Annotated in this window: 14 protein-coding genes; all 14 read right to left on the bottom strand. The window is 54.8% G+C overall.

The genetic code is table 11. From position 1 onward, the window contains the following. Nucleotides 1-216: 216 nt before the first annotated feature. Nucleotides 217-1,098 carry an ATP-binding cassette domain-containing protein gene (locus AC6RNO_RS11010; RefSeq protein WP_474680213.1) on the bottom strand — a complete coding sequence of 294 codons (882 nt, stop codon included), beginning with the start codon at nucleotides 1,096-1,098 and terminating at the stop codon, nucleotides 217-219. 1 nt (nucleotide 1,099) lies between these two features. Then, nucleotides 1,100-4,012, bottom strand: a complete 2,913-nt coding sequence (locus AC6RNO_RS11005; protein ID WP_497105479.1) for an FtsX-like permease family protein — start codon at nucleotides 4,010-4,012, stop codon at nucleotides 1,100-1,102. 12 nt (nucleotides 4,013-4,024) lie between these two features. Next, nucleotides 4,025-5,068 (bottom strand): efflux RND transporter periplasmic adaptor subunit, encoded by a 1,044-nt coding sequence (locus AC6RNO_RS11000; protein WP_474680211.1) that lies wholly within the window; start codon nucleotides 5,066-5,068, stop codon nucleotides 4,025-4,027. Continuing rightward, nucleotides 5,043-5,750, bottom strand: a complete 708-nt coding sequence (locus tag AC6RNO_RS10995) for an ABC transporter ATP-binding protein (RefSeq protein WP_474680210.1) — start codon at nucleotides 5,748-5,750, stop codon at nucleotides 5,043-5,045. The genes AC6RNO_RS11000 and AC6RNO_RS10995 overlap by 26 nt, the downstream gene beginning before the upstream one ends. Before the next feature lie 121 nt (nucleotides 5,751-5,871). Next, the gene (locus AC6RNO_RS10990; RefSeq protein ID WP_497105478.1) at nucleotides 5,872-7,314 is read right to left on the bottom strand and encodes an S-layer homology domain-containing protein; all 1,443 of its coding nucleotides are present in this window, start codon (nucleotides 7,312-7,314) and stop codon (nucleotides 5,872-5,874) included. Between the two features lie 160 nt (nucleotides 7,315-7,474). Beyond that, the gene (locus tag AC6RNO_RS10985) at nucleotides 7,475-8,845 is read right to left on the bottom strand and encodes an extracellular solute-binding protein (protein ID WP_497105477.1); all 1,371 of its coding nucleotides are present in this window, start codon (nucleotides 8,843-8,845) and stop codon (nucleotides 7,475-7,477) included. A gap of 31 nt (nucleotides 8,846-8,876) precedes the next feature. Further along, nucleotides 8,877-9,887 (bottom strand): hypothetical protein, encoded by a 1,011-nt coding sequence (locus AC6RNO_RS10980; RefSeq protein WP_497105476.1) that lies wholly within the window; start codon nucleotides 9,885-9,887, stop codon nucleotides 8,877-8,879. A 27-nt stretch (nucleotides 9,888-9,914) separates the two neighbouring features. Beyond that, nucleotides 9,915-11,213 carry an extracellular solute-binding protein gene (locus tag AC6RNO_RS10975; RefSeq protein WP_497105475.1) on the bottom strand — a complete coding sequence of 433 codons (1,299 nt, stop codon included), beginning with the start codon at nucleotides 11,211-11,213 and terminating at the stop codon, nucleotides 9,915-9,917. Between the two features lie 172 nt (nucleotides 11,214-11,385). Continuing rightward, nucleotides 11,386-12,129, bottom strand: a complete 744-nt coding sequence (locus AC6RNO_RS10970; protein ID WP_497105474.1) for a hypothetical protein — start codon at nucleotides 12,127-12,129, stop codon at nucleotides 11,386-11,388. 35 nt (nucleotides 12,130-12,164) lie between these two features. Continuing rightward, nucleotides 12,165-12,887, bottom strand: a complete 723-nt coding sequence (locus tag AC6RNO_RS10965; protein ID WP_497105473.1) for a hypothetical protein — start codon at nucleotides 12,885-12,887, stop codon at nucleotides 12,165-12,167. Between the two features lie 34 nt (nucleotides 12,888-12,921). Next, nucleotides 12,922-13,878: an ABC transporter permease subunit gene (locus tag AC6RNO_RS10960; protein ID WP_497105472.1), complete on the bottom strand. Its 957-nt coding sequence runs from the start codon at nucleotides 13,876-13,878 to the stop codon at nucleotides 12,922-12,924. 27 nt (nucleotides 13,879-13,905) lie between these two features. After that, nucleotides 13,906-14,766: a carbohydrate ABC transporter permease gene (locus AC6RNO_RS10955; protein WP_474680201.1), complete on the bottom strand. Its 861-nt coding sequence runs from the start codon at nucleotides 14,764-14,766 to the stop codon at nucleotides 13,906-13,908. Next, nucleotides 14,763-17,036, bottom strand: a complete 2,274-nt coding sequence (locus tag AC6RNO_RS10950; protein WP_497105471.1) for a DUF5696 domain-containing protein — start codon at nucleotides 17,034-17,036, stop codon at nucleotides 14,763-14,765. Before AC6RNO_RS10950 ends, AC6RNO_RS10955 begins: the two co-directional genes overlap by 4 nt. Continuing rightward, nucleotides 17,033-19,147, bottom strand: coding sequence for a YIP1 family protein (locus AC6RNO_RS10945; protein WP_497105470.1), 2,115 nt, complete (start codon nucleotides 19,145-19,147; stop codon nucleotides 17,033-17,035). The genes AC6RNO_RS10950 and AC6RNO_RS10945 overlap by 4 nt, the downstream gene beginning before the upstream one ends. Between the last annotated feature and the right edge of the window lie 16 nt (nucleotides 19,148-19,163).

The following is a 19,163-nucleotide window of genomic DNA, read 5'->3' as shown; positions in this document are numbered from 1 at the left end:
TTTACCAAAAAATAAAACGCTTCCATTTTTTTCGGAACATTTCTTTTTCTCTAGTCGATTCAGCCCACCCTCTCTAATAATGTGCCTTTCATAGATTAACTTTATTACAAAAAAGCGAACGCATCATAGGGTGGTTTATGCATCTTTATAGGTTGTTTAATTCATCCTGGCGGGAGAATCGGCGGGCTTTTCGGCGGCGTCGAACCCGCTAATTCGCTACGGTTTGGGGGGCTTCAGCACGACTCTGCCTTCCTCCAGCGTAACCTCGACTTTATTCGTCCGCTTCGCTCCGATCGCCTCCAAATAGCTTGCCGGGATTTGCAGCCTGCCGGCCTGGTCCAGCACCGCGTACTCGACCTGAGCCTCCTCCTCCCGCTCCCCGGATTGCTGCTCCGCGTCCGGCGCTCCCGGCTCATGCGGCTTGCGCCGCAAAATTTCCGAAGACGTCCGGCCGTCTCGGATGGCGACTACCCGGTCTACCTTTTTGGCCAGCATCGGGTCGTGCGTGACGATAACGACCGTAATCCCCAAGGTGCCGGACAACTGGCGGAACAAGCCGAGTATTTGATTCGCCATGTGCGTGTCAACCGAACCGGTCGGCTCGTCGGCAAGCAGCAGCTTCGGGTGATTCGCCAGCGCGATCGCGATCGCTACGCGCTGCTGCTCGCCGCCCGAAAGCTGGTTCAATTTGTTGTTTCGGCGGTGTCCGAGACCGACGGCTTCCAGCAGTTCGAGCGCCCTTTCCCGTTTGCGCCTGCCCCGCAGCAGGATCGGCAGCTCGACATTTTCGAGCGCGGTCAAATACGGAATCAAATTGCGCGCGTTGTTTTGCCACACAAAACCGACCGATTCCCGCTTGTATTTGACGAGGTCTTTCTCGGCCATATGGAGCAAATCTTTGCCGTCCACGATCAGACGGCCGGCCGAAGGGCGGTCCAGCCCGCCCAGCATGTTAAGCAGCGTCGACTTGCCGCTGCCGCTGTTGCCGATAATCGCCATCAGCTCGCCCGCTTCGACGTGCAAATCAAGCCCTTGCAAGGCGACGACTTCCAAATCGGCGATTTTATAAATTTTGACCAAGTTTTCGCAATGGATCATGTTAATCCTCCCCGAGCTTGACTGCCTGATGAATCCGGATCCGCGAAACGATACGCCCCAGCACGGCAAGCCCGATCGCGATCATGACGGCAACGATCGCATACAGCCGCTCGCGGTCGCGCGGATCGAACGTCACCTGAAACGGCGGCACCTGCGTGCCCGGATCGAATGACAAGCCGAATAGCGGCACGAACAAATAGCTGGCAAGATTGCCGGTCAACATCCCGATCGCAATGGCCGCACCGGAAATCATCGCCTGCTCGCCGGCAAGCATCATGATCAACTGCGGGACGGAGACGCCCATCGCGCGAAAAATGCCGTACTGCAGCGTCCTGGCGGACAGCGACAGCACCCAGTACAACAAAAACCCGAAGAAGCAGACAAGAATCGAGATCAAAAATCCAAGCGTCATGACTCCGTTAATCGCCAGCTGAAAAGGGTCCTTGATCGCTTTAATCTGTTCTTGCTTCGCGTCGGTCAACGCTTCGATTTCGTAACCGTGGCCGGCGACCGCCTGATACACGGCCGTGCTGCTCGCCTGCGGCTTCAGCTTCAGCCATACCTCGTACGGTTCCAGCGCGATGTTGTTCTGGATGTAGCTCAAATGGCCGACGACAAGCATCGGCTTCTTCACTTTCGTCACAGTCCCCTGCTTGGTCGTGACCGACTCCGTATCGTTCGCCCCGGGATTCGGATTCCAGGACGGCCAATAGTCGACGATCCCGAATACGGTGAACGAGGCCGGCTCGACGTTCGGCCAGCCTACGGCAATCGTATCGCCAGGTTTCACGCCGTACGTTTCGGCAACCGATCTGGAGATCAGGACAGCGGACGGATTGCGGGCGATCAGGTTCAAATAGCTGTTGATATGGTAGTTCAGCAAACGATCGCGCATCCAGGCGGTTTCCCCGAAATCTTTCGTATCGATGCCCATCAGCTCGACGGAAGCGCTCGTCTTGCCTTTGGCGAGCAGTGCATTTTTTTTGACGAACACTTTGGCGGCATGCTCCACGCCCGGAAACTGCGTGAACGGCAAAAAGGACGGCTCGCTGTACTGCACCCTCTTGGGCCGGCCGGAGGAGGCATCGCCGGAAGAATCGCCGGCGGAATCGGCCGCACCGCCGTCGCCGTCAAGACCGAACAAGATGGCCGGCGGCGCATCGTTCTCCCAATGGATTTGCATCGTGATATCGGCGCCGGCGGCGTAACGGATTTTATCGGCCGTATTCTGATTGATCGTCCGTGTAGCGCTGGCGCTGAACAGCCCTGTGGCGATCGTAATCACGAGGAACACCATAATAAACTGGTATTGGATAATCGAACGGCTCACATGGATCAACGTCGCATATATGGCAGGGGGCCACCAACGCCGGCCCGCTCCGTACAATAACCGCACGCACCACGGATACAACCGCAGCACCAGCAAGCCGAGCCCCAAAATAAACAAGGCCGGAATGAGAAACAAAAGCGGATCAACGCGCAAATCCGCGGACTTCAGGCCGAGCGTCAGCATGTCCTTGACGCGGGCTTTATAGTTATACAGCCCATACAGGGAAATTCCGAGCAGCATGATATCGATAAAAAATTTATGCCAAAAAGAGCTTTTCTGAAACCGCGCCGACTGCTGCTTGTGTCCGACAATCGTAACCCTCGTCGCGAGGATTACGGGAATCAGCGTCATGACGAGCGAGGCGCCGATCGCGATCAAAGCGTACAGATACGCATCCCGGTTCAGACCGGCTTCAAGCCGGGCGCGCTGCACGAACTCAAGAAATCCGCTGGAAGCCCCGAGCAGCTTCGTAAGCAGAAGGCCTACGTAAGGGCCGGCGGCAAAAGCGATCGCGCCGAGCACCAGGCCTTCGGCGACATAGCTGAGAATAATTTGCCGGCGGCTCGCTCCCCGGCTGCGCAGCACGGCGATTTCGGTTTTTTGGCGTTCCGCAATCAGGTTGGCGACCATGTACAAGTAAAAGGCCAGCATCAGCATTACCGGAACGTTGAGCGACCATAGCATGAGCCGCAGCCGGCTCTCTTTCACGTAGTAATTTTCCAAAGTTTGCAGCGCCGGAACGTTTTTGTTGTGCGAATCGTAATGCGCGTCCATATACGTGTCGATCGCATAGTCGTTATTCAGGAAGACATCGGCGGAAGCGAGCGTCAGCTTCGTATAATCGAGCGCGAAATACCAATAACCGGACTGGAGATGCAGACTGCCGGCTTCCGTAATCTCTTTTTCGAACAAATTGAAATCGATCAAAAAGCTGTTTTTGTAGCTGCTCGTATGATTGTACCAATAGATGTCCGTAAAATCTTTGCGTTCGAACACGCCGACGGCTTTGATCCGCACCGGCTGCTTCAAGCTCGCATCGTCGATGACAAACTCGGTGCCGAGCACCATGTCCAGCTCCGTCAGCGCTTCCGGCGGGACAAGAGCTTCGTACACGCCGTTCATCGGCTCTTTCGCCGGAAGGCGGCCGTCCACGAGCCGAATATGGTCCTCCATGCCGTCAATGGCGGAAATATCCGCCGACCGCTGGACGTACATATCGACTTTATCGGGCTCGGCCGGGGTTAAACCGTAGCGCTGCGTAGCCCTTTCGCGAACGAAATGCTGCACGGGCACGCCAAATCGGCCGGCGGATTTTTGCAAAAAACGGTCCGTTTCCGCTATTTGATCCCGCTTCTGCTGCTCTTGCTCGGACAGTGCGGCCGACAGCCAATAGATGCCGGGGTATTGATTGCTGCCGAGCTGCAGCTGCTGCATCTCCTGAATCAACAGCCGCTGCAAGATGGCATTCGTATAAATGGGCATGCTGCTCGTCAGGGCGACGGACAATACCAGACCGAACAGCAGGCTGAGCTCGAGCCATTTATTGTTGATCATTTTGCGCAAGATCATGATAAATAACGCCAATCTCTTAGCCCCCTAGTTATTCAAAATAACCTGCTGCCCTTCGCTGATCCCTTTCCGGACTTCCACTTCCGTTGCCGCCACAATGCCTTTCTCGATATCGACCTCTTTGCGGCTTTCGCCATCGAGAATTTGCACGTAATCGCGACCCATGTAGCTGCGCAGCCCGGCTCTTGGAATGACCAGCACCTGATCCCTCGCCTGGGTCACGATCGTAATATCGGCCTGGCTTCCGATCGCAATATCAGGCGGCAGTCCCTGCACCTTGATATAAATGGCTTTGGCGTTTTTATCCTGAACCGTTTTGTTGCTGTTAGGCGGAGCGGTGAGCGGCGTCTGGACGACTTTCCCGGCAAAAATTTTGTCTTTGATTTTTACTTTGACATCCATGTTCACTTCGACGCCCGCCAAATCGTTCTGGCCCGCAGCGGTATAAATCAACTGCAGCGCCGCCGGGTCGGAAAGCGTTATCAATTGCTTGTAGGCGGTCACTTGATCGCCGGGCTGAATCGTGTCGATAAACGTGACGACCCCGTCGATCGTGGCCGCAAGCCTCGTGTTCCGCAGCTGATCCTGCAGCGATTTGAGCTGCAATTGGGCGCTTTCCATATCCAGCAGTTTCAGACGGACGTCGGGATCGTCGGCGCCCTTCTCCATCGTAGCTTGCTGCAGCGATATTTTGAGCTTTTCCATGGAAATTTGCTGCAGCTTGATTTTCGTATCAAGATCGGACGTTTCCGTTGTGGCGACAACATCCCCGGCCTTGACGGCGTCGCCCAGCTTCACATTCAGCTTGGTCAACCGGCCTCCGGATTCCGAATAATACAAATAATCCGTTTTGTCCGAGGCGAACGTCGCGACGCCCGTAATTTGCTGGGTAATATTCGCACGCTTCACGGTATAGAGGCTTAAAGTTTCCTTGGTCGGTTCGATCAGCGGAGGCTTCATCTCCGCCTCTTCGACGGGAAGCAGGGAGCATCCCGACAGCAGCGCCGCCATACAGCAAATTCCGAGCGCAGGCAGCCATATTTTGTTAAGTCGCTTCGGCAATTTGGCCATCCTCCAGTGCATAAACAAGATCGGCAACGCCCATAATCGCCGGATCATGCGTAGTTAGAATAATGGTCATTCCTTCGCTTTGCACCAAATTTTTAAAAACATGCATCACTTGCATCCCCATCTTGCTGTCGAGCTCTGCGGTCGGCTCATCGGCCAAAATCAAAGTCGGCCTGTGCGCGATAGCTCTGGCGATCGCCACCCGCTGCTGCTCGCCGCCGGACATTTCGAAAGGCCTGTGCTTCATTCTCGCCTGCAGCCCGACGTATTCGAGCGCGCTTTCCGCGTAGGACTTGAACAGCGACGATTTCACGCCGGCGACCCGCAAGCCGAATTCCACATTTTCGTAAGCCGTCATCAGCGGAACAAGTCCGAACGATTGGAAAATGAGCCCCATTCGGGCGCGCCGCAACTGATTGCGCTTGTTCTCGGGCCATCGGCCGATTTCGTCCCCGTCAAAATAAACCCGGCCCTCCGTCGGTCTGTCCAGCGCGCCCAATATGTTAATGAGCGTCGTTTTGCCGGAGCCCGACCGCCCTCTCAGGGCGACAAGCTTTTGGGCCGGTATCGACAGGCTCGCTCCCCGCAAAGCGTGAACCGCGCCGGAGCCGCGTCCGAACACCCTCGTGACGCTCTCCGCCCTGACAAGATGCCCGGAGCCCGGCAAGCTCTGCTGCGAAATCATATGCATCCACGCTCCTTCCGGTTCAATTTCGGCGATCCGCTTGTTTCAACAAAAGAAAGGGCTGGCCCTTCAGCAGCTCATGCTACTTGTGGGACAGCCCCGCCGGCCGGATTCGGAAACATTAACCGTTTTGCAGCGTCCAAAGAACGATCGCGTCGAAAAGTTTCCATGCATTTTCAGTCGCAGTCGTTACGCCCGAACCTGTACTATCGTAACTCACGGTAGTTCTGTCGTAGAAGAAGAACGAGATGCGCGCTTTCACCTCATACCCGCTGTCCGAATGCGAGCCTTTATTGTAATAATAAATGGCCGCTTCATCGCTTTTGCCGGGAACCGTAGCCACTTTCACCGCTTCTTTGCCGGGCTTGCCGTATTGAATCCAGGCTGTCGATTTGGCATCGGCCAAAATTTGCACATCGCCCGAGAATCCGGCTGCTGCCTTTTCTTTAGGGTCCGCGATGGTAAGCGATTTGATGTTGTATTCTCTGTAGGACTCGTTGGAAGCAAGGCTAAGGCCCGTCATGCCCTGATGCTTCAAATATACGGTCGGAATGGCGACATCTTTCAAAAGACCGCTTTTCAAATATTTTTCGTTGACGGCGCTGCTGACGATGATCAGATCGTAACCGTCCGCTTTTTCCGTTTTGAACTTGTCGCAGGCAATATTAGTAACCCGGAAGCCCAAATCCTTCAACCGGTTGACGATCGAATTATCGGCGGGCACTTCTTTAGCCAGGTCTTTCAGCGACTGCACGGTGATGAAAAGCAGCTTTTTCCCCTGCGGAGAGATGTCTCCGCTTTTCGGCGGCTGTGTCGGCTCCGGCTTCGTCGTCGGCGTTGCGGATGTGCCGCCGCCAGATGTGCCCGGCTCCGCCCCGCCGTCATCGTTGCCGTCAAAAATTTGCTTGGCTGCATAAGCGGCCAGAGCCAGCATTTTCCGCGTTGCGGACGACTTGCCTCCGAACGTGCTGCCCGTTTGGTTCGTCAGCAGCTTCTTCTCGAGCGCAAGCGCGACATAGCCTTTGGCCCAATCGTCCACGGTTTTGTCGCCCGTCGGCTCCGCCTGCTGCGCATCTTCATCGAGACCGAGTCCGCGGATGAGGAACGCCGCAAGCTCCTGGCGCGACACCGGGCCTGACGGATTGTACATTTTGCCGCTGGAATCGGAGCCGTTCGTAAGCCCCGCTTTTTTCAGCGCCTCAATATAGGGCAGCGCATAAGAGTTCGCCGGGTCGTCGGCGCTGACGTCCGAGAACGAAGAGGTTGTGAGCGTATCGTCGACATCCAGCTGAAAAATGATGGCGGCGACTTTGGCGAACTGGGCGCGGTTCATTTTGGCGTCGAGACCGAACGTATCGTCCGTCAGGCCGCTAAATACGCCGGCCTTGATCAGCGCGTCGAATTTGTCCTTGACCTCTTGCGAAAGATCTTTCAAATCCTCAAAATTGTCTACGGATTTGACTGCCGCTTTTGTGTCCGAACCGCTTTCCGCCGCAAATGTGAGCGGTATCAAAGATAAGAATAAGAGCATTATCGCCAAAAGCGAGGAAACATATCTCTTCATTCCAGGCACCTTCCTTTATGAATTTGTAAAATGATTGCGCTATCCTTACTGTAATACGAATTTGCCGGCCGATTATAGGCGCTTTATCTCACGTTTATAGGTTAATTGCTCCAAATACGGGACAGCCTTTTCGCGAACGAACGGGTACGGGTATGTGCGGCTATTTGCCGCCCGCAGCCTGTTCCACTTCCTTCTTGCCCGCTTTTATCGTCTCGATCGCTTTGGTCGTCTGCTCTTCGACCATGCGCAGCGCCGTCACGGAATCTTTGGACTCGCTGAAAATGAGCGGCTGGAACACGCCTTGCACGACCGCATCGTACCAGACCAGACCTGCGGCACGCGCCGCCGGGGGATTCGCGTTTTTGCCGTAAAAAATCGATTGCACGCGCTTGCCCTTCATTTGCGGCAAATTTTGCCCGAATGCGGCTTTGACCGCCTCGCTTTCCAATGGTCCGATCACGCCTTCTTTCGCCATCTCGATCTGATGCTCTTCGGAAAGCAGCGCGACCATCACCTGAAAGGCAAGCTCTTTTTTCGTCGACTGCTTCGTTATGTACATCGAATACACATTCGGCTGATACTTCGTATTCGGCGCATCGCTGAAGGAAGGAACGGAGGCGATATCGAAGTTCAAGCTCTTGTTCTGATCGTTAAATTTGACCAGATGATCGCTCACCGTGGCGACGGCCATCGCAATATTCGGTTTTGACGCAAACGTCTCGACGGTGTCGAATTGATTGGCGGGAATTTCGTAGAACCTTCTCAGATTGTCTACGAGCTTTTTCCATCCGGGCGCGCTCATGTCGCCCTTATCCGCCGTCCGGCTCAAAGGCGAGAGCGAATACTGGTTATAGTTCATATACTGGCCGGGATTTTGCGAAAAGCCTTTGTAGGTCGTTTCGCCGTCCACCCTCGTCAGTTTTTTGGCCAACTCGTAAATCTCGTCATAGGTCATGCCGTCTTTCGGATAGTCGACGCCGAATTTATCGAAAATGTCTTTGTTGTAAAACAAAGCATAATCGTTATTGTAAAACGGCAGGCCGTATATGTTGCCGTCCGGCGTCAAATTGCTCATTTGCGCCATAAAGGCGGGATTCAATTTGCCCGTGTCAAAATTGTACTTTTTGATCAGACCGGAAATATCGTACTGCAGATCGTTGTCGATGATGTACCTGTGCACGTTCATTCGCGTGTCGTCCATGATGATGTCGGGGATCGTGCCGGCTGCGATCAAGTCCTTGTACTGTCGGCCGGGATTGTCCCATGCGACGTGTTTGACCGTAATATCGGGAAATTTCTTTTTGATAAAATCGCCGATCTGCTTTTGAAAAATGTCTTCTTTGGCATAGTAAGCCGGCCATACCGTATAAATAAACAGTTCGTTGTCCGGCGACTTGGCTGCGGGCGGATGCTGGCCGTCCGTCCCGCCGGGTTTGGCGTTCGGGACCGGTTCCGCCGTACAGCCGGCAAACAGCGCAAGCGATAAAGCCATCGCGGAAAATCGCTTCAGATTCCTCAGATGCCTGATCATCGATCAACATCCTTTCCTCGTACAAGGTTTCTTAACCGTTCTGCAGCGTCCACAAAACGATATTGTCCCAAAGCTTCCATCCGGCGTCCGTCGAATTATCCTGCATACCGTTGCTCCAATAGTAGAACGATATGCGCGCTTTCACCTCATAACCGTTATCGGCCTTCGAGCCCTTGTCGTAATAATAAAGAGCGGCCTTCTTGCTGTCCCCGGGAACGGTGGCGATCACCTTGGCTTCCTTGCCCGGCAGCCCGTAACCGATGCCGAACCTTTCGCCGGCTTCTTTAAACACATCGACGGTGCCCGATAAGCCGCCAGCAATCTTGTGCTTGCTGTCGACGATGTCGACCGCCTTCATATTTTTGACGACTGCGCCTTCCTCAAGGGACGTCAAGCCGAGGTAAAACATGCCGTGGCTTTTGACGTACAACGTCGGTATCGCCACATTTTTCATAACCCCGTCCTTCAAAAATTTCGAGTTCGTCGTCTGGCTGAAATACAGGAAATCATACCCTTTGGTTTCATCGGCGGTGAAATCCCGGTCGCCGAGTCTCGTAACCTGGAAGCCCATACCTTTCAAACGGTTTTCAATGGCCACATCTTCTGCGGGCACAGGGTCTTGATCCCTGCCGACGAACAGCAGCTTTTTCCCTTTGGGCGAAATTTCGGGCTGCGGCGCTGCCGTCGGCGTATCGTCGGCGGGTTTAACCGTCGCTGCGGCCGCAGGCGCAGCCGAAGGCTTCGCCGAGTCCGCTGCAGGCGCAGGTGCTGCGGACGTCTTCGGCGCGTCCGACGACGGCGCCGACGAGGCGGACGCCTGCGGCGTACCCGACGGCGCTGTCGAGGCGCTCGCCTGCGGTGTAGCCGACGACGCTGTCGAAGCGCTCGCCTGCGGCGTATTCGCCGGCGAAGACGAGGCGCTTGCCTGCGGCGTATTCGCCGGCGGTGCGGCGCTCGATTCCGCGCCCGTATTGGCCCCGGAGCAGGCGGCGATGGCAAATGTCATCCACGCGATAACGAGTAACGTGAGCATACGTTTCATGAAACTGACTCCTCCTGCCATAACTGTTTACTGAGCGGCTTTCTCGGTTTGAATTCCTTTGGTCGTCTGCTCCTCGATCATCCGCAGCGCGGTCATGGAATCTTTCGATTCCCCGAAAATAAGCGGAGCGAACACGTTATGCAGCGGTGCGTCGATATAGGTTAAGCCTGCGGCGCGCGCTGCCGGCGGCATGGCGTTTTTGCCGTAGAAGATCGACTGGACGTGCTTGCCCTGCATTTGCGGCAAGTTTTTGCCGAACGCTTCCTGCACTTTTTGCGTTTGCAGCGGGCCGATAATCCCTTCTTTGGCGAAATTGATTTGCATTTCTTCGGAGAGCAGGTACTGGATCACCTGGAACGCCTGATCTTTTTTGGTCGATTGCTTGGTGATGTACGCCGCATACATGTTCGGCTGCGCCTTGACGCCCGGAGCGTCGGCAAACGAAGGCATGGCGGCGATATCGAAATTCAGGTTTTTGTTCTGTTCGTACCATTGGACGATTTTTTCCGACACGTGGACGGACATCGCCATTTTCCCTTTCGGGAAATCGTCGACCGAAGTGAACTGATTCGCCGGAATTTCGTAGAAACGCCGCAAATTGTCAACTTCCTTTTTCCAGCCCGGAGTCGTCAGCTCCGCCTTATCTTCCGTCAAACTGAGCGGAGACTGCGAAAGCTGGTTATAGGTCATGTACAGCCCCGGATGCTGCTGGTAGCCTTTGTACGTGTTTTCCCCGTCAACGCGCGTCAGCTTTTTGGCCAATTCGTAAATTTCGTCATAGGTCATGCCGTCCTTCGGATACTCGACCCCGAACTTATCGAAAATATCCTTGTTGTAAAACAGCACGAAATCGCTTAACTGGAACGGCAGGCCGTAAATTTTGCCCTCGGGAGTCACATTTTTCATTTGCGCCATCGAGGCCGGCTCCAGCTTGCTGGTGTCGAAATTGTACTTTTTGATCAGGTCGGTCATATCATACTGGAGATCGTTTTTCAAAATATATCGCTGCAAATTCATGCGCGAATTATCGATGACAATGTCGGGGATCGTTCCGGCCGCGATCAAATCCTTGTACTGTCTGCCCGGGTTATCCCACTGCACGTGCTTGAACGTAAGCTCGGGAAACTTTTTCTTCAAATATTGCCCGACCTGCTTTTCCCAAATGTCCTCTTTGGCGTAAAAAGACGGGTATACCGTATAGATGAATATTTCGTTATCCGGAGATTTCTTCGCGTCGGGTGTTGGCGCTGCGGTCGGCGACGTGCAGCCTGCCATAATCGCTGCCGCCGCAGCCAGCAGCAAAGATGCTTTCAAAAGCTTTTTCATGTTTCCTTACAACCTCCCTTTTGATTGGTCCAAGCAACATATGGCCACAGCGATGTAAACGCTTATATTTTTGTACCCTTACTTTATTATGGATGGAAGACGTTTGCATTAGGGCGGTGCTTGCTTATTATAGGTTGTTTATCGCATCTTTCCCCGGGAGCCGGCCCGGATGCTACTTCTTCTCGGTCGCCCAGCGGACGGCGGCATCGAAGAGCTTCCACCCGTTGTCGGTCTGATTGATTTCTTCGCCTTCCATTAAGTAGAAGAACACTTCCCGCGCCGCCACCGGCTCGCCCTTGACGTTCGTCGCGCCTTTGTCGTAAGCGAAAATCGTCGCTTTCTGATCGTCGTTCGGCACGGTTGCCACGACAATCGCCTCTTTGCCGGGTGTCGCGTAGCTCATTTTGCCGTTCTCCTTGTAAACGTCCACTTGGCTGTCCAGTCCCGCTGCCAGCGGATGCTTGGCGTTCACGATCTGAATCGTCTTGGCCGCTTCCGGCCCCTGCAGCTTGCCGTTCGCGTCGACATCCGTCATCCCCGTATCGCCGGACACCTGCGGCTCGTCATAGATGACCGGCACCGCCGTTTTCACGAACATATCCTTGATTTTCCCGGAGTTGACGGATTCGCTGACAAAGATAAGCGTGCAGCCCTTCGCCTGCTCCGCCTTCACTTCCTTATCGGATACGATCGTGATATCCATGCCGTGCGTCTGTCTCAGACGTTTGGCCACAATGGCGTCTCCGCCGCTTTCTCTTCCGATAAAAAGCACTTTTTTTCCGCTGCTCTGCGATTTGCCGGTGCTCGTCGACGAAGGCTCGTTAGACACGGAAACCGGGCGGCTGGGCGCTGCGCTGCAAGCTGCAAGCGTGAGCGCCATGACGGCGATTACGGCCGTACCGAATAAACTTTTCATGAATCGGATTCCTCCCCGCATGATGATGGAATAGGTTACTTTTGGCCGTTTTGTGCAGCCCACTGAACAGCCGCATCCAACAGTTTCAAGCCGTCATCGGTCTGATTCATTTCCTCGCCTGCCGTTAAGTAAAAAAACACTTGCCGGGCAGCCACTTTCTCGCCCTTGATGTTGGCGGCGCCCTTCTCGTACGCGAAAACAACCGCCTCCTTGTCGTCGTCCGGGGCCGTCGCGATCGTCACGGCTTCTTTTCCTGGAATCGCGTAACCGAGCTTCCCGTCGTTTTTGTAGACCGCGATCCGGTCCTTGAATCCGGCGGCCAGCGGATGCTTGCTGCCGGCGATCTGCACGGTTTTCCCCGCGTCCACCTGCCCGTAGTCGAGCATTCCCGTCAAGCCGGCGATGCTGGCCGCCTGCGGCTTGGCGTAGACGACGGGTACTGCGGAGCGCCCAAGTTCGGCGTCGATTCTGGCGGAATTGACCGTCGGGCTAATAAACACGACGCCGAAGCCGTCCGCCTGATTCGCCTTAAACATGTTGTCGGACATATCGATGACCACATAGCCGAGCTTTTCAAAATGTTTCATGATGACCGGATCGTTCGTTCCTTCTCCTCTTTTGACATAGAGCATTTTTTTGGCGTTCGCTGCTGCGCCCGGAGAGCTCTGCACCGACTGGGAACACGCCGCCGTGACGGAAACGATCCAGACGGCGGCGAAGCATACAGCCAGCAGCCTTTTCATGCGCGAATGTTTCATGCCCGAATGCCTCCTTTCACACTTGTTTTGCCGTCTATTCGACCAGGCCGGTTCTTTCCACGCCTTCCACGAACCATCGCTGCGTGAACGTATACAGCAGCAGCGGAGGGACGATCATCAGGAACGTCGTCGACATGCGGATCGCTTCGTCCGTCACCGACGGCCCGTACGCCTCCGCCTGCTGGCGCAAGGCCGAGGCTATTTTTTCTATACCCAGCGACAACGGCGCAGTTTCAATGTCGGGAAAATACATGCTCGGCAAATAAAAGTCGTTCCAGGTCCAGATGAAGGAAAATAAAAAGACGACGAGAATGGCCGGCTTGGCCAGCGGCATCATGACCTTATAAAAAATTTTGATCACACCGGCCCCGTCAATCCGCGCCGCTTCCTCCAGCTCTTTCGGCTGCGTGGAGAAAAACTGCCGGTAAATGATGACGAACAGCGCCCCCTTCAGCCCCAGGCCGAAAAATGCCGGCACGATGATCGGATAAATCGTATTTAACAGGCCAAGCTGTCTGGCGTAAATGATGTTGGGCAAAATCGTCACCTGCATCGGCACGATAAACGTCAGCAGCAGGAAAAAAAACAGCAGCCTTTTAAAAGGGATTTTCAGGCGGGCAAACGCGTAGCCGGTCACCGCGCACGAGAACGTCTGCAGGACGGATACCGATAGAGACAGCCCGAGGCTGATTGCCAGCGCTTTCGGATATTTCATCCATTCCCACGCTTCCTGAAGGTTGCCCAAATAGATGACCCGAGGGAACCAATTGACGGCCGGATCCAGCAAGTCGTCGGCATTTTTCACCATCGTCGTCGCCATGTGCAAAATCGGCTTCAAGCAAATGTAAGCCGTATCCAGCAAAATCAGGTAAATAAACAATTTGAACAGCAGTCCTTTGTCCGCTTCCCTGCCGATAACCGCATACCGGACTCGATTCAGCAGCTCCGGCAGCGAGGAAGACGGGACGTTTTTCAATTTCAGGCGACTCATGGCCTCACCCCAGCAATCGTAGGATTGTTACGCTCTTTGCGTTTTGGTAACCCGGTTAAAGATCAGAAAAATAATGACCAGAAAGAAGCTGATGATCAGGAAGTAAATCCAGATCAATGCGCTGTACTGCCCGTACTCGCTTTCCCGCACCTTCGACAAAATCGGATTGGTCGGGAACGTGAACAGGTCGACGACGGTGTAGATCAAGTTGAGGAAAATGAACGGTGTCATGGCCGGCAGCGTAATTTTCCAAAACATTTCCCACGGGCCTGCGCCGTCGATGCGCGCCGCTTCGTAGGCCGAATTCGAGATCGTCTGCCGGCCGCCCAGGAAGATCAAAATTTGCACGCCGGAATACCACAATATGAGCACGAACGAATCGAGAATCGAAATGAGCGGAGCGGACCAGGTCGCAGACAAGTTGGCCTGAATCATTCCGGCGACGTTGTATTTGGACATGAAGCCGAGGTCGCCTTCGCCCTGCGTCAAAAACTCCTTGACGACCTCGCCGGTGGACAAAATGACAGGCAGGAAAAAAATCGCCCGGAAAAAGGTGCGGCCGGCAAATTTCTGGTTCAAAATAATCGCGATCAGCAGCGCGAAAATGACGATGATCGGGATCATAAACAGCGCCTGCCGCAGAAACGGCAGTAGTTGGTTGTAGAGCAGGCTCCCGTTTTCGAACAAAATGTACCGGTAATGCGTCCAGCCGATAAATCGGGTCGTCGTGCGGGTCGCCGTTATCGTCACATCCTGAAAACTCATAAACAAAGAGTAGCCGATCGGGAACGCCATAAAGAGGACAAATCCGACGAACCAAGGGGCGATGAACAGCGATCCTTCCAAATATTCCATCAGCGACGACTTTAATTTCGCTTTGCGGTTCATTTGCCGGCCCCCCCTTGAACGACGGTAAAGTTTTGCCCGGGAACGGACAGATCCCCGCTGCGGTACGGCGTCAAATTGTAGTTGACGATAATTGTTTTCCCGCCGGCGTACGTCGTTTCCTTAACCCCCGGCTCAAGCGTCCGGTGATTGACGATGAACCGGTCCTGAACGTCGCCCAGCGCCTCGTTGTACCGCTTATACTGCTCTGCGGCAAACGTTTCCCAATCCGGGTAGTAGGTGTTGTAGTAGCGCAGGCCGTATGAATTTACGTATGTTTTCGTCTCGACTTTGGTGAAAATGAAAGCGGGCGCCGCGCCGTATTCGATGTCCCGCAAAAAGTCGTGGACATCCTCCTGGCGGTTGTTCACATATTCCGACGAATACGAAATGAGGCCGTGCGAGGCGATTTGGGCAAACGGAACGGCTTCGTCCGAAAACAAATCGTACGAATCGTCGTAAACCATCGTTTTCATAAAATTGGCGTGCGACAGCACGTACATATTGGCCTTCTCGGTTTGCACGCCGCCCAGCGCCTCCTTGATGCCGCTCAGTATTCGTTCTTGAACGGTGCGGGCTTCGTCCCTCGGCGAACCGTACGCCGTGTTGTAATCGCTGAGCAGCCGCTGTCCGAGCATGCCGACGGCAAGACCGTCAACACCCAGCGCCTTAAATTGAGGCAAGTCGCGCGCGACCGCTTGTTCGATGAATTTGTAGCTGACCACAGGCGTCCGTTCCCTGTTCAGCAGCGGACTCATCGTCAGATTGCGGCCGGCCAGATTGACCATCGCGTCGAATTTCGGATCGAAGCCGCCGCCCCCCGTATTGTTCAGCGCATACTGCGCTTCCAAATAGACCGGATAGCCGAGGCTGTGGGCTTTGTCGACGAACGCCTTCATGCCTTTGTCGCCGCCGATCCGGGCATCGGCCGGGAACGTGCTGCCGAAGGAGCTGTAGCCGCCCTTCTGCCATCCCTTGAACGTCAGCGACATGTTGGGAATGCCTTTGTCGTGCAGGGAGCTTACGATTTGCGCAGCTTCATCGGCCGTAGTCAATTGGAGATAGCGGTCGGTCACGACACCTTTTTCCGAATCGGCGCCGATGAAATCCGCGTACAGCGGAATGTTCGGATTTTTAACGGCGGCTGGCTTGACCCCTTTTTCCTTCATCAAATACCCGCGGTACGTTTGGGCCATGCCGACGTAATCCGTTTGCCCGCTGTCCAGCATGTAGTAGCGGACAACACGGTCGCTGCCGAATTCCCGGTCCCGGTTGTAGTCCACGTACCCCCACGAATCGGGCACGTTCGTATTCCGCGTCGTAAACTGCAGGAAGCTCGCCCGGTAATTCATCTGCGCCCCGACCCAGTTGTAGTTGCTCAGCACGCCTGCGGGCGCGGCCACGATGTTGGCGTACTCGTCGCCTTCGTGAATAACGGCCAAAAAGCCTTTGGAACCCGACTTCATGCCGAACACCGGCATCATGATTTTGTTCCGGTTGTTGTCGATCCCCGGGAATGCGGCGTCTTTGCCGTACACCGGCTCGTCGTACATTTTGTTGACGTTGAGTTGGTTGCTTTTGAACCGCACCAGCGCCCCGGCGCCGTCAGGTATGAACATATACCCGTCCTGATCGTCCGTATATTCGGCTCCGAAGAACGGGAACGGCCTGATCCAGACGAGGCCCATTTTCGATTCCTTAATGCCGTCGCGGACAATTTTCGTCTCGACGTAGTCTTGATCGATTTTCACCTCAACCGGAATCGTGAAGCCTGTCGCCGGCAGCTCGTAAACGACGGAAAAGCCTCCGGGTATCGTCCGCACGTCTTTCACCCGCCCCCCTTCGGCGGCCAGGTTCGTCTCCTTTGCCTGCAGGACGTTTTTTGAGAAATCGACGTACTGCACCATAACGGGAGACGCCAGATGCTTTTTCCAGTTTTCGGCTATTTTCTCCTGCGGCCAATATTTCGGGTCCGGATAAGAGCGGTACATATTGCCGTTTCGTTTGTCCTCCACGATAAAATGGCCTGTCTGCGCGTCCATTTTCAGCCGCAGCGTGCCGGTTTCCGCGACGTTTTTAAAATCTTCGTCCGCCGGCAGCCGGGCGGGTGCGCCCTGCGTTTCGGCCGAGGAGCTTTGCTGTGCCGCGAATGCGACGCGATTTTCCGGCGCTTTGAACTCGATTTTCGCCCGGGTCAAGAGCAGGACGATAGCGGCCGCGATCAGGACGGTGACGATGATGGCTGTTTTGTTCGGTTTGCCGATCCGGATCATCTCAACATCACCTCCTGATACATTTGAACTAGCAGTGAAACGAAATCGCTCGTCAGCCCGAGCATAATGAAGATGAGCACACCGATCACCAGCATCGCGCACAGCGTAAGGACGATATTGACGACGGTCTCTCCGACGCTGTAATTGTGCACGTTCTGGATTTTCCAGAAGATCAGCAGAGCGATCCAGACGGTCATCGCGTTCGACGCAAAATGGAACATGGACGATTCCGACATCGTCAGAACGTTCGAGACGAAGGACAGCGGAATGCCGACGAAAATGTAAGGCACGAGCGCATAGGAGCTGCCGATGAATATGTCCTTGAACCGGCCTTCCCCCCGGTAAATCGAGCTGACCAAATAGTTGGCGACGATCCAGGCCGTCCAGACGATGAAAAACTGCGTGAACGTTGAGTAAATATCGACGAAAGTTTTGGGATTGAACGTAAAACTCGTCACAAACCGGCTGATCAGGAGCGAGCCGTATACGCCAAGCAAAATGACGCCTGCGCTCAAGTAGCTCCCCCTATTCTCATAGTGAATGGCGGAAAAGCCGTCAATCGGGTGTTTCAGCACATACAGAGCCAGCTTCAAATGGTTAAGAAAGCGGTTCTGCGTTCTTCGCCGGTTGCGCCACCTGGCGCGAAACTCGCTTTTTGCGGTGTACTTGTCGAGCAGGAAGTACGCAATTCCGCCGAACAGGAGAACGCTTGCGATCCAGGAAAAATTGCGCTGCAGCCACAGCATCCGGATTTGCCAAAAGGAATCGGAGTAGCCCTGCTGATCACCGGCTTCCTTGAACAATTGCTGAGCTTCGGCAAATTGCTCTTTTCTGAAGGCCGACTTGGCCAGCCCCAAATAGGCCGGCGCAAACTGGTCGTTCAGCCGCAGCACATCGCGCCACGGCTGTTCGCTGGCTTCGTAATTGCCCGCCAGCGTTTGCTGGTTCGCCTGGTCGACCTTTTGGCCGAACTCGGATAAGCGGAACACTTGCACGATGTTTTCCTGGTCGTCAAGGACGAACAGCTCGTTGCGGCTGTTCACGTCGAGCGCTGCCGGGCTTTTCAGCAGGCCGACCTGGGACGACCCGACAGCCGAGGCGCCGCCCCAAAAATACAGCAAGTTGCCCGATGCGTCATAATGGCTCATATATTTGTTTTGCTGGTCCACTACGATCATATTGCCGCTTTGGTCGACGGCCACGTCGATCAGCTGCGGCCCCGCTGCCGCCGGTACGGCCGGAACGTCCCACGGAGCCGTTTCCCCGAACGATTTGGACGAGCTGCGCAGCAAATTATCCCCTTTAATATTCAATTTTTTCAGTTGGTTCGATGTGGCGGTGCCGCCGGTGACCGTATACATATAGCCGTTCTTGTCCGTAGCGACGCTGTTGATCGTCTCCGGCCTTTTGGCGATCTCGTTGGCATACATTTTTTTCGTATACAGCATGCGCTTTAAAGCGTCTAACGGGGACAGCGCCGTTCGGTTGGCGCCGAAGAAGCCTTGAAATTTGCCTTCCGGGTCGAGCATGACGAGCCCTTCGTAACTGCCGTGCACGGCGATGTACAGAAAATCCCGCTCATCCACCATAACTTTGGCCGGTTCGAATACGTAAGTATCCGGAATATAACGGGATTCCGGCCGCTTGTATTCGTGCTGCAGCTTGCCGTTTTTGTCAAGCCTCAGCACTCTTTTGTTGCCCGTATCGGCGATGAAGATATCGCCTTCCTTCGTCACGAATACGCCCTCTGGCTTGCTCATCGGGCTGTCCGGCAAAGTAATGTAACGCACCAGCTGCCCCGTTTCGGTCATATGCACGATGCGGTTGTTGCCCGTGTCCGCGACGTACACTTCATTGTTCGCATCGATGAAAATATCTTTCGGATTCCGCATCGGCGAGCTGATTCGCCCTGCCTTGCCGCCGGGATCGGGCGCAGACAGATCCTCCCCGATCACGCCGAGCGGAAAGTAAGCCGGCTGAAGCCAGATCAGATTGCCCCGGCTGTCCTTCGTATACGTGGAGTATTTCACTGAGGCTTGCGCGGTCGCAGGCAGCAGTGCGGTACACAGGATCGTGAAGGAAAGGAATAGCCCCCACATCTTGTTTGTCATGCTAAAACCTCCGTTT

The organism is Paenibacillus sp. sgz302190 (assembly GCF_059820445.1).
Note: the sequence above shows the minus strand (reverse complement) of the source record. Positions and strands in the feature narration are given on the sequence as shown.

Coding starts and splice junctions, on each gene's coding strand:
- AC6RNO_RS11010 (WP_474680213.1), bottom strand. CDS start 1,098: ATGATCCATTGCGAAAACTTGGTCAAAATTTATAAAATCGCCGATTTG.
- AC6RNO_RS11000 (WP_474680211.1), bottom strand. CDS start 5,068: ATGGCCAAATTGCCGAAGCGACTTAACAAAATATGGCTGCCTGCGCTC.
- AC6RNO_RS10995 (WP_474680210.1), bottom strand. CDS start 5,750: ATGATTTCGCAGCAGAGCTTGCCGGGCTCCGGGCATCTTGTCAGGGCG.
- AC6RNO_RS10990 (WP_497105478.1), bottom strand. CDS start 7,314: ATGAAGAGATATGTTTCCTCGCTTTTGGCGATAATGCTCTTATTCTTA.
- AC6RNO_RS10985 (WP_497105477.1), bottom strand. CDS start 8,845: ATGATCAGGCATCTGAGGAATCTGAAGCGATTTTCCGCGATGGCTTTA.
- AC6RNO_RS10980 (WP_497105476.1), bottom strand. CDS start 9,887: ATGAAACGTATGCTCACGTTACTCGTTATCGCGTGGATGACATTTGCC.
- AC6RNO_RS10975 (WP_497105475.1), bottom strand. CDS start 11,213: ATGAAAAAGCTTTTGAAAGCATCTTTGCTGCTGGCTGCGGCGGCAGCG.
- AC6RNO_RS10970 (WP_497105474.1), bottom strand. CDS start 12,129: ATGAAAAGTTTATTCGGTACGGCCGTAATCGCCGTCATGGCGCTCACG.
- AC6RNO_RS10965 (WP_497105473.1), bottom strand. CDS start 12,887: ATGAAACATTCGCGCATGAAAAGGCTGCTGGCTGTATGCTTCGCCGCC.
- AC6RNO_RS10960 (WP_497105472.1), bottom strand. CDS start 13,878: ATGAGTCGCCTGAAATTGAAAAACGTCCCGTCTTCCTCGCTGCCGGAG.
- AC6RNO_RS10955 (WP_474680201.1), bottom strand. CDS start 14,766: ATGAACCGCAAAGCGAAATTAAAGTCGTCGCTGATGGAATATTTGGAA.
- AC6RNO_RS10950 (WP_497105471.1), bottom strand. CDS start 17,036: ATGATCCGGATCGGCAAACCGAACAAAACAGCCATCATCGTCACCGTC.
- AC6RNO_RS10945 (WP_497105470.1), bottom strand. CDS start 19,147: ATGACAAACAAGATGTGGGGGCTATTCCTTTCCTTCACGATCCTGTGT.